Here is a 14387-nt window from a genome sequence, read left to right as displayed (position 1 = left end):
CGACCACGAGACGTCGGCGACACCGGCCCCTGTGACATCGGACAGATGTGACGTGTGCCACTCGATCCGGGTGTCACACCGCCGGGCCGGGCGGCGTCTCGTGAGCAGCAGCACAGGTCAGCGAACGGACAGGAGCCGGTCATGAACGAGCACAGCGAGCCGACGGCGGCCACAGGGCAGCCACCCGCCGGCGGCGGCTCGGCCGACTCGGCCACCGAGACGTTCGTCGCCCACCGCAACCTGCTGTTCACCGTCGCCTACGAGATGCTCGGCTCGGCCGCCGACGCCGAGGACGTCCTCCAGGAGACCTGGCTGAAGTGGATGAAGGTCGACCTGGAGCAGGTGCACGACCGCCGCGCCTACCTGGTCCGCATCGCGACCAGGCGCGCGCTGGACCGGCTGCGCTCGGTGAAGCGCCGCAGGGAGGAGTACATCGGCCCGTGGCTGCCCGAGCCGCTGCTCACCGCGCCGGACGTGGCAGAGGACGCCGAACTGGCCGAGAGCGTGTCGATGGCGCTGATGCTGGTGCTGGAGACGCTGGCGCCGACCGAACGGGCCGTGTTCGTGCTGCGCGAGGTGTTCGACGTCGGGTACGACGAGATCGCCGCCGCGGTGCGCAAGAGCCCGGCGGCCGTACGGCAGATCGCGCACCGCGCCCGCCGGCACGTCGATGCCCGCCGCCCGCGCGAGGCCGTCGCGCCGGACGTGGTCAGGGCGGCGCTGCACTCGTTCCAGCGCGCGTTCGAGACCGGCGACCTGCAAGGGCTGCTGGACGTGCTCGCCCCCGAGGTCGTGCTGATCAGCGACGGCGGCGGCGTCAAGCAGGCCGCGCCGCGGCCGATCGCCGGGGCCGGCAAGGTGGCCCGCTTCATCGTCGGCGGCCTCGGCAAGGCGCAGGTCACGCTCACCGGCGAGCCGACCCTGGTCAACGGCGGGCCCGCGCTCGTGCTGCGGGTGAACGGCGAGATCGACGGGGTCATCGCGGCCAGCGTCGAGGATGGTCGCATCGCCGGTCTCTACTACGTCCGGAACCCGTACAAGCTCACCCGGATCGCCTCCGAGATCCCGCTCACCCTCAACTGACCCGTCTCCGGAAAGGGTTGTGCCGTCCGGTCACTCTCGGCGCTGCGGGACGGTGCGGCTGGTCGGCCGGCGGTGTGGGATGGTGCGGCTGGTCGGCCGGTGGTGTGGGACGGTGCGGCTGGTCAGCCGGTGTGCAGGACGATCCGGCCGCTGGTGGCGCCGGAGGCTTGGCGCTGCCATGCGTCCGCCGCCTCCGCCAGCGGCACCACCTCGTGCGCCACGCGCAGGCGCCCGGCTGCCGACTGCTGGGCGAGGTACGTGATGGCCGCCGCCCGCTGCTCCCGGGTGAGCTCGTTGTTGGTGTAGCCGAGGACGCGCAGTGAGCGGCTGCGCAGGGTGGCGGAGTCGAGCGGGCAGGTCTCCGACGCCGAGCCGCCGAGGTTGACCAGGCGTCCGCCCTCGCGCAGGGTGCGTGCCGCCGCGGCGGCGGGGATGCCGTAGAGGGGGTCGAGCACCAGGTCCGCCGGCCCGTCACAGGCGGCGGCGAGCCGGCGCGCGAGGTCGTCCACCTTGCGGGCGACGACCTGCGCGTCCGGTCGTGGATCGTCGGCGACGGCCTCCGCGTCCGGTCGTGGATCGTCGGCGTGCGCACGCGCGTCCGACCGCGAGTCGACGGCCCCGGTCGCCGTGCTGGTCGCGGCCACGGGCCGCAGTGGGATCACCGCGTCCGCGCCCGCCGACCGGGCGCGCTGGATCCCGTCCGCCGAGCGTGCCGCCGCCACCACCCGCCGCGCCCCCGCCAACCGGGCGAGCTGGATGGCGGCCTGCCCCACGACGCCACCCCCGCCCAGCACCACCACCTGCTCGCCGCGAGCCAGCTCCCCGCGCCACGTCAGCGCCATGTACGCCGCCACCGCCGACAACCCCAGCGCCGCCATGGCGAACGGGTCGCTGTCGGCGGGCAGATCCACCAGGTCCTCGCCCCGCACCACCGCGAGCCCGGCCATGCTCCCGTCGCCCGCCGCCATCCCCGCGGGCGTCGGGAACCACACGAGCCGCCCGCCCACCGACCCCACGCCCTGCACCCCGGGCACGTACGGCAGCGCGGGCGTGCCGAAGTACGACGTCCCGCTCGCGCACAGCAGGTCCAGCGGCGTGATCGGGGCGGCGAGGACCCGCACCAGCTCCTGCCCTGCGCCGGGCACGGGGGAGCGGCGGCCGGTCACGACGGGCGGCTGCCCGCAGGCGGTGATCTGGGCGGCAGGCTGCACAGGAGGCGGGCCGGGAGGCTGCGCAGGAGGCCGGCGGGAGGGCTGGGCGGGAGGCTGGTGGGCGGGGCGGTCGTTCATCAGGTCGCGATGTCCGGATACGGGAGCCGCACGTGCGCCACCCGCCGCGCATACTCCGTCTGGAACCCCATCGGCGGATGATCCCTCTCGAACATCGCGATGAACAACGTCAACGTCAGGAACGGATGCGCGCCCATCTCGAACAACCGCGGATAGTCATGCCCGGCCAGCGCCTCCCGCTCGGCCTCGTCGAAGCCCAGCCACGTGGACGACTCGCCCGCGTGACACCCCAGGATCCGGTTGGCGTAGGTGTCCTCCCACCACTCGACGGTGCCGCGCGGGTCGGCGCGGTACCGCTCCACCAGCTCGGGGTCCCGATCGACGGTGAACAGGAACTTGTTCAGCAGGTACTTGCTCACGTCCGGCCGCCTCCGTTCGCGGGATACCAGGTGAAGTACGCCTCCATGGTGTGGAACAGGTCGTAGGTGTCGACGTAGTCGGCTTTCCTACCCTCGCCCGCCACGCCCATCATGAGCATGAAGTCCATGAACCCGTGGGTGGCGTTGCCCGGCTGGTGCAGGCTGTCGAGGGTGACCTCGGACAGGCAGCCCTCGAGGTCACCGGAGGAGATCCACTCCACGGCCTTGCGGTCGAACTCGGGGTCGGGGCCGTGCGGCCCGAACTGGCGGGGCCCGCCGAGCTCCAGCGACAGATGCCCGGTGCCGATGATCGCGACCCGCTGGTCGGACGGCCACGACTCCACCAGCTCCCTGATGGTCCGCCCGAGCTGCACGAACCGTTTCGGCTGCGGCAGGGGAGGGGCGAAGATGTTGGTGTAGACGGGCACGATCGGCAGGTCGTTCTGCGGGCGCAGGGTGATGATCGGGCAGGTGATCGAGTGGTCGATCCGCAGCTCGTTGGAGAAGGCCAGGTCGAAGCCCGCGTCCAGGCCCTCGCGCAGGATGTAGGCCGACAGGTCCTCCTGCCCCCGGCACACGAGGCGCGGGAGGCCGAACTCGCGTTCCTCGTTGTAGAAGTTCGCGTCGTAGAAGGGCGCCTTGCCGACCAGGAACTGCGGCATGTTGTCCAGCCAGAGCTGGTGGAAGTGGTCGGAGCCGACCATCACCAGCACGTCCGGCCTGGCGTTGGTGAGCGTCTCCCGGAACGCCATCACCTTGCGCACCCACTCGTCGGCGAAGGGCGGGCGGTCCTCGCCGGTGGCGGTGCTGGCGCGGTAGTAGAACGGGTGGTGCGTGGACGCGATGACGGCGACGACCTCAGCCATGCGGACCTCCATCGACGAGCTCAGCCATGCGGGCCTCCATCGGGGTAAGGCTCGGGCGGGACGGACCGGTTGTTCAGGTCCACGGACAGGAAGATCTCGTTGGCGACCGGCCGGCGCAGCTCCTCGGCGAGCTGGCCGATCAGCCCGGCGGTCCTGGCGAGCAGCGCGAAGCCGCGCAGCAGCTCCAGCGGCAGCCCCAGGTCGGCGAGCGCGGCCCCGCACGCCCCTGCGCCGTTCAGCGGCAGCGTGCGGCCGAGCACGCGCGGGTGCACCCGGCCGATGGCGGAGAACAGCGACAGGTGCGGGCCGAACAGCCCTTCCTCCGCCGCGATCTCGAACAGCCGCGGCGTGCGCGGGTCGCCGTCCTTGTGCACGTGGTGGCCGAGCCCCGGCACGAGCCGTCCCGACTCGCGCCGGGCGCGCAGGGTGTCCAGGGCGAGGGCGTCCCAGCCTGAGTCGTCGCACGGCAGCGGGTCGCGTCCGGCGACCACGTCGTTGAGGAAGCGGCCGCAGTCCTCGGTGACGCCGAGGAAGCGCGAGCCGCCGCCGAGCAGCCCGGCCGCCAGGGCGCCCTGTACGGAGTCGGGCGCCGACAGGTACGTCAGCCGGGTCACGATCGCGGTCGGCGTGAACCCGTGATCGGCGAGGGCGGCCAGCACGGCCTCGAAGACCCGCACCTCGCCGGGGGCGGGCCTGCGCTGGGTGGCCAGCCAGAACGCCAGCTCGCCGAAGCCCACCTCGCCCATCACGTCCGTGGCGAGGTCGTGCCCGAGCAGGGTGATCTCCTCGGGGGAGGAGGCTCCGAGCGCGGTCGGGTAGTCACCCATGTCCGCCCTCCAGCCACTTACGCAGCTCGGCACCGTGCTCGTCCAGTTCGGGCGGCGGCAGCGCATACCCGGCGGGCGTCTCGGAGAACCGGATCGGATGCCGGGTCGTCGGCACCGCCCGCTCCCCCTCGCCCACCACCACGACCGGCTCCAGCCCGAACCGCTCCGCCACCGCGAACCCGCCGTCGATGGTGTTGATCGGCCCGCTCGGCACCCCAGCCTCCACCAGCAGCGCGAACCACTCGTCCGCGCCCCGGGTGACGAGCCGTTCGACGAGCAGCGGCCGCAGCTCCTCGCGCCGCGCCGTACGGTCGGCGTTGCGCGCGAACCGCGGGTCGTCGGCGACCTCGGGGATCCCGAGCACCTCGCACAGCTTCCTGAACTGCCCGTCGTTGGCCGCGGCCACGATCAGCTCGTGGTCGGCGGTGGGCAGCGGCTCGTACGGGAACACGCTCGGATGCGCGTTCCCCATCCGGAACGGCACCACGTCCCCGGCCACGTACGCCGAGCTCTGGTTGACCAGCCCTGTCAGCGCCGACGACATCAGGTTCACCTCGACATGCTGGCCGCGCCCAGTGGTGTCGCGGTGCCGCAGGGCGGCCAGGACGCCGATGACGGCGTGGTTGCCCGCCATCACGTCGAACACGGAGATGCCGGCCCGGTACGGCGGCCCGTCCGGCTCCCCGGTCAGGCTCATCAGCCCCGACATGGCCTGCACCATCAGGTCGTAGCCGGGCACCCGCGCTCCGGCCCCCGACCCGAACCCGCTGATCGAGGCGTACACGACACCGGGGTTGCCGGCGGCGACGGCCGCGTGGTCGAGCCCGTACTTGGCCAGCCCGCCGGGCCGGAAGTTCTCCACGAGCACGTCCGCGCGCCGGGCCAGCTCTCTGGCGAGCCGCGCGTCGCCGTCGTCGCGCAGGTCGAGCGCGATGGACCGCTTGCCCCGGTTGACGCCGAGATAGTAGGTGGACGTCGAGCCGCGCGCGGGCGGCGTCCAGGTCCGGGTGTCGTCGCCGCGCGGCCCCTCCACCTTGATCACGTCGGCGCCCAGGTCGGCCAGCAGCATCGTCGCGTACGGCCCGGCCAGGATCCTGGAGAAGTCGGCCACCAGCACGCCGGACAGAGGCCCGTCAGTCATCCAGCTCCCACCTCGCGTCCGCATGACGGACGAACGTCCGCCCAAGCGATCACAGCACGCACCATCGCCGTCGTCAACCGCCTTGACAGGCATCGACGGGCTCATCACAGTGGCGGTGACTGTACAGCGGACGTTCGTTCGCAAACGAGGAGCGTGTCATGAACGACTTCCAGGCCGGACGCCCCCTGGTCCTGCGCGGCGGCACCGTGCTGCCCATGGACGGCCGCCGTGTGCTGCCCGACACGGACGTCCTCGTCACGGGGGACACGATCGCCGCCGTCGGCCCCCGGCTGGAGGCCCCCGAGGGCGCCGCCGAGATCGACGCCTCCGGCGGCATCGTCATGCCCGGCATGATCGACACGCACCGGCACATGTGGCAGACCGCGCTGCGCGGCTACGGCGCCGACTGGACGCTCACCCAGTACTTCGTCTGGTTCTACCTGGAGCACGGCAGGCTGTTCCGGCCCGAGGACGTGCACGCGGGCAACACGCTGGCCGCCATCGAGGCCCTCGACGCCGGCGTCACCACCGTCGTGGACTGGTCGCACGGCCTGCGCACCCCCGACCACGCCGACGCCGCCGCCGACGCGCTGCGGGCCGTGCCGGGCCGGTACGTGCTCGCCTACGGCAACATCCAGCAGCCGCCCGCCGAGTGGGCGACGGCGCCCGAGTTCCGCGACTTCGTCCGCAGGAGGATCACCGGCGACGGCATGCTCGGCTTCCAGATGGCCTTCGACGTGCTCGGCGACCCGTCGTTCCCCGAGCTGCCCGCCTTCGAGGTCGCCCGCGACCTCGGCGTCACGGTCACCACGCACGCCGGCGTGTGGGGCGCCACCGGCGACGACGGCATCCGGCTGATGTACGAGCACGGCTTCATGGCCCCCGGCACGATCTACGTGCACGCCGCCTCGCTGTCGGCCGACTCCTACCACCGCATCGCGGCCACCGGCGGCTCCGTCTCGGTCTCCACGGAGAGCGAGCAGAGCGCGGGCCAGGGCTACCCGCCCACGTGGGCGATCCGCGCCCACGGCATCCCGGTGTCGCTGTCCATGGACACCAGCGTCTGGTGGAGCGGCGACCTGTTCTCCGCCATGCGGGCCACGCTCGGCGCCGACCGTTCCCGCGAGCACCTGGAGGCGCACGCCAAGAGCGAGACGGTCACGCACTGCGCGCTGCGCTCCGACCAGGTCGTGGACTGGGCCACCCGGGGCGGCGCCGCCGCCATCGGCCGCGCCGACCTCGGCACCCTCGCGCCGGGCCGGAAGGCCGACCTCGTGCTGATCAAGAACGACACGTCACCGGTGTCGTTCCCGCTGCTCAACCCGTTCGGGCACGTCGCGTTCCAGGCGCAGCGCGGCGACGTGCACACCGTGCTGGTGAACGGGCGGGTGGTCAAGCACGAGCACCGGCTGGTCGGCATCGACCTGGCCGCCGCCCGCGCCGGGGTCGAGCGCACGGTCGAGTACCTCAAGGGCGAGATGGGGGAGGAAGCATGGGAGAAGGGCATGAACCCGGACATCCCCACGACGAAGGTGCTCGACAACCCGTACACGTACACCGACTACCGCAGCGACTCCACCCACCGCCTGTAGCAGCCCCTAAAGTCGGATCAAGCAGATCCAGAAGCGAGCGGGGACGTAGATGGCACGTGGTGAGACCGGACCTGACTTCATCGAGGCGCTGGCCCGCGGCCTCGACGTCATCAGGGCCTTTCAGCCGGGCCGCCCGGTCATGTCGCTGACCGACGTGGCGACGGCCGCCGGCCTGGCCCGCCCCACGGCCCGCCGCATCCTGCTCACCCTCCAGGAGCTGGGGTACGCCAGGCCCGAGCAGGGCGGGTTCGCGCTCACGCCGCGGGTGCTGGAGCTGGGCGTGTCGTACGTGCGCTCGATGGGCCTGTGGGAGGTGGCCAGGCCGCACCTGGAGCGGCTGGTCACGCAGACGCGCGAGTCGTCCTCGATCGCGCAGCTCGACGGCTGCGACATCGTCTACGTCGCCAGGGTCTCCGTCCCGAAGATCGTCGCCCTGTCGGTGCAGATCGGCACCCGGTTCCCGGCGCTGCAGACGTCCCTGGGCAAGGTGCTGCTGGCGGCGTTGCCGCCGGCGGAGGTGGAGCGGGTGCTGTCGGAGCCGAGCCGCTCCGGCATCGAGCCGTGCTGGCGGCCGGACGCCAAGGAGCGCGAGGCGGCGCTGCGCGCGGTGCGGGCCAAGGGCTGGGCGGTCACCGACCAGCAGCTCGCGCTGGGCATCAGGTCGGTGGCGGCGCCGCTGCGCGACGGTCTCGGCAACGTGATCGCGGCGGTGAACGTCAACGCGCACGCCGCCGAGACCTCCATCGACAAGCTCACCGAGGAGCACCTGCCGCTGCTGCTGAAGACGGCGGGCGCGATCAGCGCGGACTGGGCGGCGTACGAGGCGGTGCCACACGTGACCGCCTCCTGATTACCTCCGTTCCGGATATCAATCGCACTCGATGATGAGCTGAATCCGGAACACCGGCCCGCCCGGCGGCAGGATCGGGCCATGCGTTTGATCCTCAACACCGTCATCAGCCTGGTCACCGCCATGTCACTCGGGGCCGAGCCCCGCGACCAGGTGAAACGCTCGGACTTCCAGGTCACGAGCGACCCCGGCGTGCGGATCGCCGTCCGCGAGGTGAGCGTCCAGGGCGCCGGGCGCGGCCGGCCGCCGGTGCTGCTGCTGCACGGCGCCCGCGTCCCGGGTGTGGCCAGCTTCGACCTGCGCGTCCCCGGCGGCTCGCTGGCCGAGGACCTGGCCCGCGCAGGCCACCGCGTCTACGTCATGGACGCCCGCGGCTACGGCGGCTCGACCCGCCCGGCGGCCCTGTCCCGTCCGCCGGAGCAGAACCGGCCCGCCGTCCGCTCCGACGAGGTGGTCCGCGACATCGCCGCCGTCGTGGACAGGATCGCCCCCGAGGGCGAGGTCGCGCTGCTCGGCTGGGCGACCGGAGCCCACTGGTTCGGCCAGTACGCCGCCGCCGACCCCGGCCGGGTCAGCCACCTCGTCCTCTACAACACCCTGTACGGCCCCGTGGACGGCCACCCCACGCTGGGCCGCGGCAGCGACAACGAGGACCCGGCGCACCCGGGCCGCTTCAACGCCGCCCGCTACGGCGCCTACCGCTTCAGTACCGGCGCCGGCCTGCTGCCGTCGTGGGACAGCAGCATCCCGGCCCAGGACAAGAGCACGTGGCGCGACCCGGCCGTGGTCGACGCCTATGTCAAGGCGGCGCTCGCCTCCGACCCCACCAGCGGCACCCGCACGCCGCCCAGCTTCCGCGCCCCCTCCGGCGCCATGGAGGACAGCTTCTCCCTGGCGACCGGCCGCCAGCTCTGGGACGCGGGCACGATCACCGCCCGCACGCTCATCGTGCGCAGCGAACGCGACTTCTGGAGCCGCCCGCAGGACGTGGCGATGCTGCGCGAGCACCTCGTGCACGCCCGTGACGTGCGCGAGGTGCAGCTGCCGGAGGCGACGCACTACGTGCATCTCGACCGCGCCGAACGCGGCAGGGGGCGGTTCGTCCGGGAGGTGGTGAATTTCCTGGGTCTTGCCGGTTGAGGATTGTCGGCTTTCAATGAGCCCCAGAAGGGATCTTCCTGGAGGGGCACATGCATGGCTTACGGGCGTCCACGGTCGTTCTGCTGATCGCCGTCACGGCATTCCTGGCACCGGCGCCATCGATCCCGGCGGTCGCCGGACCGGCCGACCCCGAGCCGGTCTCCCTGGTCACCTTGTCCGTGCCGGACGCGGCCGCCATGGAGCGGCTGGTCGCCTCCGGCGCCGACCTCACCGAACGGGTCCGCCCGCAGGCGGACGGCAGCGTCCGCGTCGACGCGGTCCTCACCCCGAGCCAGCTCGCCACCCTGCCCGAGGGCGTGACCAAGGCGTCCGGGCAGGCGCCGCAGGCGGCCCGCAAGGCCACCACCGCCACGCAGCAGGACCAGATCGTGGTCGAGCGGGCGGTCTGGTTCAAGTCCCGCGACGGGTACTTCCTGTCCGTCGAGGCCAGCAGCAGCGCGGCCCAGGCCGCCACGCTCACCGTCACCTGGCAGGGCAGGCGCGGCACGACCGGCCAGGCGGAGATGATCGCGTACGTGGACGCCGGCGCGTACCTGGGACACCAGTTCAGCACCCCCGTCCCGGCCGGCGACCAGCCGCAGCGGATCACCGTCACCTCCACCGGCGGCGGCAAGGCGGACGCCCGGGTCAGGGAATGGCCCGACGGCGAACGCCCCGGCCACACCGGCCGCGGCTACCAGAAGGACTTCGTCACTCAGTACATGCCGCCGGCCCAGCTCAACGAGCGCATCAAGGCGCTGCACCGGCAGTTCCCCAGGCTCACCGACCTGATCGCGCTGCCGTACAGGACGAACGGCTACCGCAGGCACGCCCAGGCGCTGATCGGCACGCCGCCCGGCGCCGCCGTCGTGTTCACCTCGGCCGCGTACGGCTCCGAGGGCGGCAACGACCTGTCCGTCGAGCTGGTCACGCCCGGCACGCCCGACCGGCCGCTGCAGGTCACCGTCAACGGCAAGCTGATCACCGTCAGCCTGGCCACCGACGGCTCAGGCACGGCGGTCAGCACCGCCGCCCAGGTGGTCGCGGCCGTCAACGCCGTGCCCGGCATCCCGGTCAGGGCCTCCCTCTACCGCACCGACCCGGGGGCGGGCGTGCTGGCGCCCGCGCCGGCCGTCCAGCTCGACGACTTCCTCAACGCCCCGGCCGACGTCTCCCGCGCGCCCGCGCAGGTGCTCGCGCTGCGCATCGGCGAGCGCCGCGACGGCTCGCGCACCGGCGTGCTCGCCTACTCCCAGGAGCACGCCAGGGAATGGGTGACGCCGCTGGTCACGATCGAGGCGGCCGAGCGGCTGCTGCGCAACTACGCCCGCGACAGGGCCACGCGCCGGCTGCTGGAGCGCACCGACATCTTCATCGTGCCGACCGTCAACCCCGACGGCGCGAACTACAGCTTCTACGACTTCAACTCCCAGCGGAAGAACATGACGAACCACTGCCCGGCGCAGCAGTCCGACCCGGCGCTGCGCAACACGTGGGGCGTGGACGTCAACCGCAACTACGCCGTCGGCTCGCTGACCGACGGCTACTTCGGCGCCTCGGCCAACTGCCAGAGCGGCACGTACGCGGGCCCCGGCGAGCACTCCGAGCCCGAGAGCCGCAACGTCATCTGGCTGGCGCAGAAGTACCGCAACATCCGCTTCGCCATGAACGTGCACAGCTACGGCGGCTTCTTCATGTGGCCTCCCGGCGCGTACAAGCTGGACGGCCGCGTGACCCTGCCCAGGCCCACGGAGCAGGAGCTGGCCTACTTCCTGCGCTCGGCCCGCACCATCGAGCAGGCCATCGCCGCCGAGCGCGGCACCGTCATCTGGCCGCAGCAGACCGGGCCCGTCACGGACGTGCTGTACTCGGCGGCCGGGAACTCCGCCGACGAGCTCTGGTACGACTACGGCGTCTACGGCTGGGACTTCGAGGTCGGCGCCGACCTGTGGAACCCGGCGACCGGCACGTGGGAGGGCGTCGGCTTCCAGCCGCCGTTCGAGGAGGGCCACGCGGAGGCGATGGAGTTCGCCTCCGGCCTGATCTCGCTCATCGGGATCGCCGCCGACTACAGGGAGCGCTGATGCGCCGCCTCCTGGCCGCGGCCCTCGCGGTCGCCTTCCTCGCCGTCCCCTCGCCCGCCTCCGCCGCTCCCGGCCCGTCGGCCCCGCCCGCGCGGGACTTCGGCAACGGTCCCGAGCGCAACGACGTCGCCGCGGGCGTGCCCGAGCAGGCGGCCGCCCTCGACGCCGCCGCCCTTCCTGAGGCGCAGCCGTACGGGCACTCCCACGACCGCGGCTACCCGCGGCAGACCCGCCTGCCGCTGCCGCCGGAGAACCCGGCCGACTCTTCGATCAAGCTGGGCCTGGTGCCGTACCACGGCATCGCGCCCAGGCTCAACGAGCTGCAGCGGCGCAGCAACCGGGTCAGCGCGGAGATCATCGGCCGCTCGTACCAGGGCCGCGACCTCTACCTCGTCACCGTCACCGAGCCGGAGAGCGCCGCGCGGGCCCGCGAGCAGGCCCGCATCCGCGAGCGCATCGAGAACGACCCGGCCGCCGCCGCCAGGGACCGCGGCCTGGCCGCGCGGTACAAGGCGCCGATCTTCGTCAACGCCAACATCCACGGCAACGAGTGGGAGGGCACGGACGCCTCCCTGCGTACCATCGAGCAGCTCGCCACCAGCACCGACCCGGCGGTCGCGGCCCTGCTCGCCCGCACCCGCCTGTACTTCAACGTCACCGCCAACCCCGACGGCCGCGTCAACGGCGTGCGCCAGAACGGCGCCGGCTTCGACCTGAACCGCGACTTCGTCACCGCCTCCCAGCCCGAGGCGCGCGCCATGCGCCAGGCGATCATGGACACCCAGCCGGTCGCCCTGCTCGACCTGCACGGCTACGTCAACGGCACGCTCATCGAGCCGACCACCCCGCCGCACGGCGCCAACTACGAGTACGACCTGTTCATCACCCACACCTACGCCAACGGCCTGGGCATGGAGGCCGCCGTCAACGCGCTCGGCTACACCCCGCAGAAGGACGGCGTGGAGCCGGTGCAGATCCCGTTCCGCGACTCCACGGACGGCTGGGACGACTGGCCGCCCATCTTCACCCCGCAGTACGCCCCCTTCCACGGCACGGTCGCCGCGCACACCGTGGAGATCCCCCTCGACGTCAACGAGCCCGCCTACAGCACCGAGCCGGTCGAGGAGCTGCGCCGCCGCTCGGCCATCAACACCGACGTGGCCGCCGCCGCCGTGCGCGCCACCTACGGCTTCGTGCGCGCCAGGCACGACCGGCTGATCGCCGACCAGATCGAGGTGTTCAGGCGCGGCGCGGCGGGCGAGCCGTCGAAGGTCGTGCCGCTCGGCATCGTGCCCGGCTTCGGGCCCGAGGACGTCTACACCACCACGTTCCCGCGCGGGTACGTCATCCCGTCCGGGGCCGGGCAGCGCTCGGCCACGGCCGCCGCCCGCCTGGTCGACCATCTGATCGCGAACGACGTGCGGGTCGAGCGGGCCGAGTCCGCGTTCCGCTCGGGCGGCAGGACGTACCCGGCGGGCTCGTACGTCGTGGACATGCGCCAGCCGAAACGCGGCCTGGCCAACGTCATGCTGGAGCCGGGCGCGGACATCTCACCCAGGGTCGGCGCCATGTACGACATCTCCGGCTGGAGCCACGCCCTGCTGTGGGGCGCCACGGTCGAGCCGGTCGAGTCGTTGCGGGCGCGTACCGAGCCGGTCAAGGCCGCCGCCCCGACCGGCTCCGTGCCGCGCACCCCCGGCCCGCTCGCGCTGCGCGTCACCGACGCCAAGGAGGTCAGGGCGCTCAACGACCTGCTCGCCCAGGGCGTCGCGGTGACGTGGGGGAGCGGCGGGGCGATCGTCCCGGCCTCCGCCAGGCAGGCCGCCAGGGCCGTCGCCGACCGCTACGGCGTCGCCTTCACCGCCGGGGGGCCGACCACCGGCGTCCCGCTCGCGCCGGTGCGCGTCGCCGCCGCCGCGTCCGCCGACGAGCTGTTCACGCTGCGCGAGTTGGGCTTCGCCGTCACGCCCGTCTCCACCGGCGTGCTGAACGCGGGCTTCGACTGGAGCGGCACGGACGTCCTGTACGTCTCCAGCGGCCTCAGTCACGCGGGGCTCAACCCGGCGGCCAGGACGGCGCTCGACGCGTTCCTCGCCACCGGCGGCGTCATCACCCGGGGCCGGACGGGCGCGACCTTCAACACCGCGGCCGGTCTGCTCACCGCCACCACGGTCGCGGGCAACAGCGACGGCAACGGCGTGGTCCGCACCGTGTCCGCGAACGGTGACCTGCCCGCGTACTCGTTCGTGTACTCGCCGCTCTGGTTCACCGGCCTCGGCGCCGAGGTCACGGTCGAGCAGTCGTACGCGGCGGACGGCCCGCTGGTCGCCGGCCACTGGCGGCCCAGGGACGACGGCTCGGGCGGCGGCCAGGAGGACGCCAGAGGGCAGGCGGCCGTCGTCAGCGGCAGGGACGAGCGGGGCGCGGCCGTGGTGCTGTTCGGCACCGAGCCGATGTTCCGCAACCATCCCAAGGGCCTGTTCGCGCAGGTGGCCAGGGCGTTGTACTGGTCGTCCTCGGTGACGGGGGCCGCCGTCGGCACTCCATGATCGAACCTGCTATGTTCTACCTTTCCGGCCGGGTTCGCTCCCGGCCGGAAAGTCGTTTTCATGACCACAATCAATGTGACCGTGCGGCCGTTGACGGCCGCCGACCGCCCCGCGATCGAACGCCTCTGGCTCATGTTCCGCCATGACATGGCCGACTTCCAGGGCGGCCTGCCCAGCGCCGACGGCACCTACCACAGCGACCGGCTGCGCTCGGCGCTCACCCACGACGACTGGGCGGCCTACCTGTTCACCAGCGGCGACTCGCCGGTCGGGTTCGCGTTCGTGCGCGCGCTGTCCGGGCCCGCCCGGGTGCTGAACAGCTTCTTCGTGGTACGCGGCGCGCGCAGGTCCGGCGTCGGGACGACCGTCGTGCGCGAGGTGATCTCCCGCCATCCCGGCCCGTGGCGGGTCGCCTTCCAGGACTCGAACGCGGGCGCCGTCGCGTTCTGGCGGCGGGTGGCCACGGAGGTCGCCGGGGCCGCGTGGACGGAGGAGCGGCTGGCCGTGCCGAACCGGCCCGACGTGCCGCCTGACGTGTGGATCTCCTTCACCGCGGGCTAGACCGGGCGCGGCATCGCCACTTCCGGCGGTGGCGATGCCGCCGCGT

12 protein-coding genes are annotated in these 14387 nt (G+C 72.9%); 7 read left to right on the top strand and 5 right to left on the bottom strand.

What is annotated here, in order from left to right; translation table 11 throughout:
* The first annotated feature begins 141 nt into the window (after positions 1-141).
* Positions 142-1083, top strand: a complete 942-nt coding sequence (locus FXF51_RS16530) for an RNA polymerase sigma-70 factor (RefSeq protein ID WP_148435344.1) — start codon at positions 142-144, stop codon at positions 1081-1083.
* Positions 1084-1205: 122 nt separating this feature from the next.
* Here the strand turns inward: FXF51_RS16530 and FXF51_RS16525 are convergent, their stop codons facing one another.
* From FXF51_RS16525 to FXF51_RS16505, 5 genes are read right to left on the bottom strand one after another with little or no spacing between them, the layout of a single operon-like run.
* Positions 1206-2372, bottom strand: coding sequence for a zinc-binding dehydrogenase (locus tag FXF51_RS16525; RefSeq protein WP_148435343.1), 1167 nt, complete (start codon positions 2370-2372; stop codon positions 1206-1208).
* Positions 2372-2731 (bottom strand): hypothetical protein, encoded by a 360-nt coding sequence (locus tag FXF51_RS16520; RefSeq protein WP_148435342.1) that lies wholly within the window; start codon positions 2729-2731, stop codon positions 2372-2374. Before FXF51_RS16520 ends, FXF51_RS16525 begins: the two co-directional genes overlap by 1 nt.
* Positions 2728-3597, bottom strand: coding sequence for an extradiol ring-cleavage dioxygenase (locus FXF51_RS16515; protein WP_148435341.1), 870 nt, complete (start codon positions 3595-3597; stop codon positions 2728-2730). The genes FXF51_RS16520 and FXF51_RS16515 overlap by 4 nt, the downstream gene beginning before the upstream one ends.
* Before the next feature lie 20 nt (positions 3598-3617).
* Positions 3618-4424 (bottom strand): citryl-CoA lyase, encoded by an 807-nt coding sequence (locus tag FXF51_RS16510; protein ID WP_148435340.1) that lies wholly within the window; start codon positions 4422-4424, stop codon positions 3618-3620.
* Entirely contained in the window at positions 4417-5565 is a 1149-nt protein-coding gene (locus FXF51_RS16505; protein ID WP_148435339.1) for a CaiB/BaiF CoA transferase family protein, read from the bottom strand. The genes FXF51_RS16510 and FXF51_RS16505 overlap by 8 nt, the downstream gene beginning before the upstream one ends.
* 158 nt (positions 5566-5723) lie before the next feature.
* Between FXF51_RS16505 and FXF51_RS16500 the strand changes: the two genes are divergently transcribed.
* From FXF51_RS16500 to FXF51_RS16475, 6 genes are all read left to right on the top strand, one after another.
* Positions 5724-7157 carry an amidohydrolase family protein gene (locus FXF51_RS16500; protein ID WP_148435338.1) on the top strand — a complete coding sequence of 478 codons (1434 nt, stop codon included), beginning with the start codon at positions 5724-5726 and terminating at the stop codon, positions 7155-7157.
* Between the two features lie 49 nt (positions 7158-7206).
* Entirely contained in the window at positions 7207-8007 is an 801-nt protein-coding gene (locus FXF51_RS16495) for an IclR family transcriptional regulator C-terminal domain-containing protein (RefSeq protein WP_148435337.1), read from the top strand.
* An 81-nt stretch (positions 8008-8088) separates the two neighbouring features.
* Entirely contained in the window at positions 8089-9147 is a 1059-nt protein-coding gene (locus FXF51_RS16490; RefSeq protein WP_148435336.1) for an alpha/beta fold hydrolase, read from the top strand.
* 50 nt (positions 9148-9197) lie between these two features.
* A complete protein-coding gene (locus tag FXF51_RS16485; protein WP_148435335.1) occupies positions 9198-11231 on the top strand; it encodes a M14 family zinc carboxypeptidase in 2034 nt (677 codons plus the stop codon).
* Entirely contained in the window at positions 11231-13780 is a 2550-nt protein-coding gene (locus FXF51_RS16480; protein ID WP_148435334.1) for a M14 family zinc carboxypeptidase, read from the top strand. The genes FXF51_RS16485 and FXF51_RS16480 overlap by 1 nt, the downstream gene beginning before the upstream one ends.
* Before the next feature lie 60 nt (positions 13781-13840).
* On the top strand, positions 13841-14341 hold the full coding sequence (locus FXF51_RS16475; RefSeq protein WP_148435333.1) for a GNAT family N-acetyltransferase: 501 nt from the start codon (positions 13841-13843) through the stop codon (positions 14339-14341).
* Positions 14342-14387 lie beyond the last annotated feature (46 nt).

Source organism: Nonomuraea sp. PA05, from assembly GCF_008086045.1.
Classification (GTDB): Bacteria; Actinomycetota; Actinomycetes; order Streptosporangiales; family Streptosporangiaceae; genus Nonomuraea; species Nonomuraea monospora.
Note: the sequence above shows the minus strand (reverse complement) of the source record. Positions and strands in the feature narration are given on the sequence as shown.

Bases quoted from the DNA above. Each gene is read 5' to 3' on its own strand.
- FXF51_RS16530 (WP_148435344.1), top strand. From the start codon at position 142: ATGAACGAGCACAGCGAGCCGACGGCGGCCACAGGGCAGCCACCCGCC.
- FXF51_RS16525 (WP_148435343.1), bottom strand. From the start codon at position 2,372: ATGAACGACCGCCCCGCCCACCAGCCTCCCGCCCAGCCCTCCCGCCGG.
- FXF51_RS16515 (WP_148435341.1), bottom strand. From the start codon at position 3,597: ATGGCTGAGGTCGTCGCCGTCATCGCGTCCACGCACCACCCGTTCTAC.
- FXF51_RS16510 (WP_148435340.1), bottom strand. From the start codon at position 4,424: ATGGGTGACTACCCGACCGCGCTCGGAGCCTCCTCCCCCGAGGAGATC.
- FXF51_RS16505 (WP_148435339.1), bottom strand. From the start codon at position 5,565: ATGACTGACGGGCCTCTGTCCGGCGTGCTGGTGGCCGACTTCTCCAGG.
- FXF51_RS16500 (WP_148435338.1), top strand. From the start codon at position 5,724: ATGAACGACTTCCAGGCCGGACGCCCCCTGGTCCTGCGCGGCGGCACC.
- FXF51_RS16495 (WP_148435337.1), top strand. From the start codon at position 7,207: ATGGCACGTGGTGAGACCGGACCTGACTTCATCGAGGCGCTGGCCCGC.
- FXF51_RS16490 (WP_148435336.1), top strand. From the start codon at position 8,089: ATGCGTTTGATCCTCAACACCGTCATCAGCCTGGTCACCGCCATGTCA.
- FXF51_RS16485 (WP_148435335.1), top strand. From the start codon at position 9,198: ATGCATGGCTTACGGGCGTCCACGGTCGTTCTGCTGATCGCCGTCACG.
- FXF51_RS16480 (WP_148435334.1), top strand. From the start codon at position 11,231: ATGCGCCGCCTCCTGGCCGCGGCCCTCGCGGTCGCCTTCCTCGCCGTC.
- FXF51_RS16475 (WP_148435333.1), top strand. From the start codon at position 13,841: ATGACCACAATCAATGTGACCGTGCGGCCGTTGACGGCCGCCGACCGC.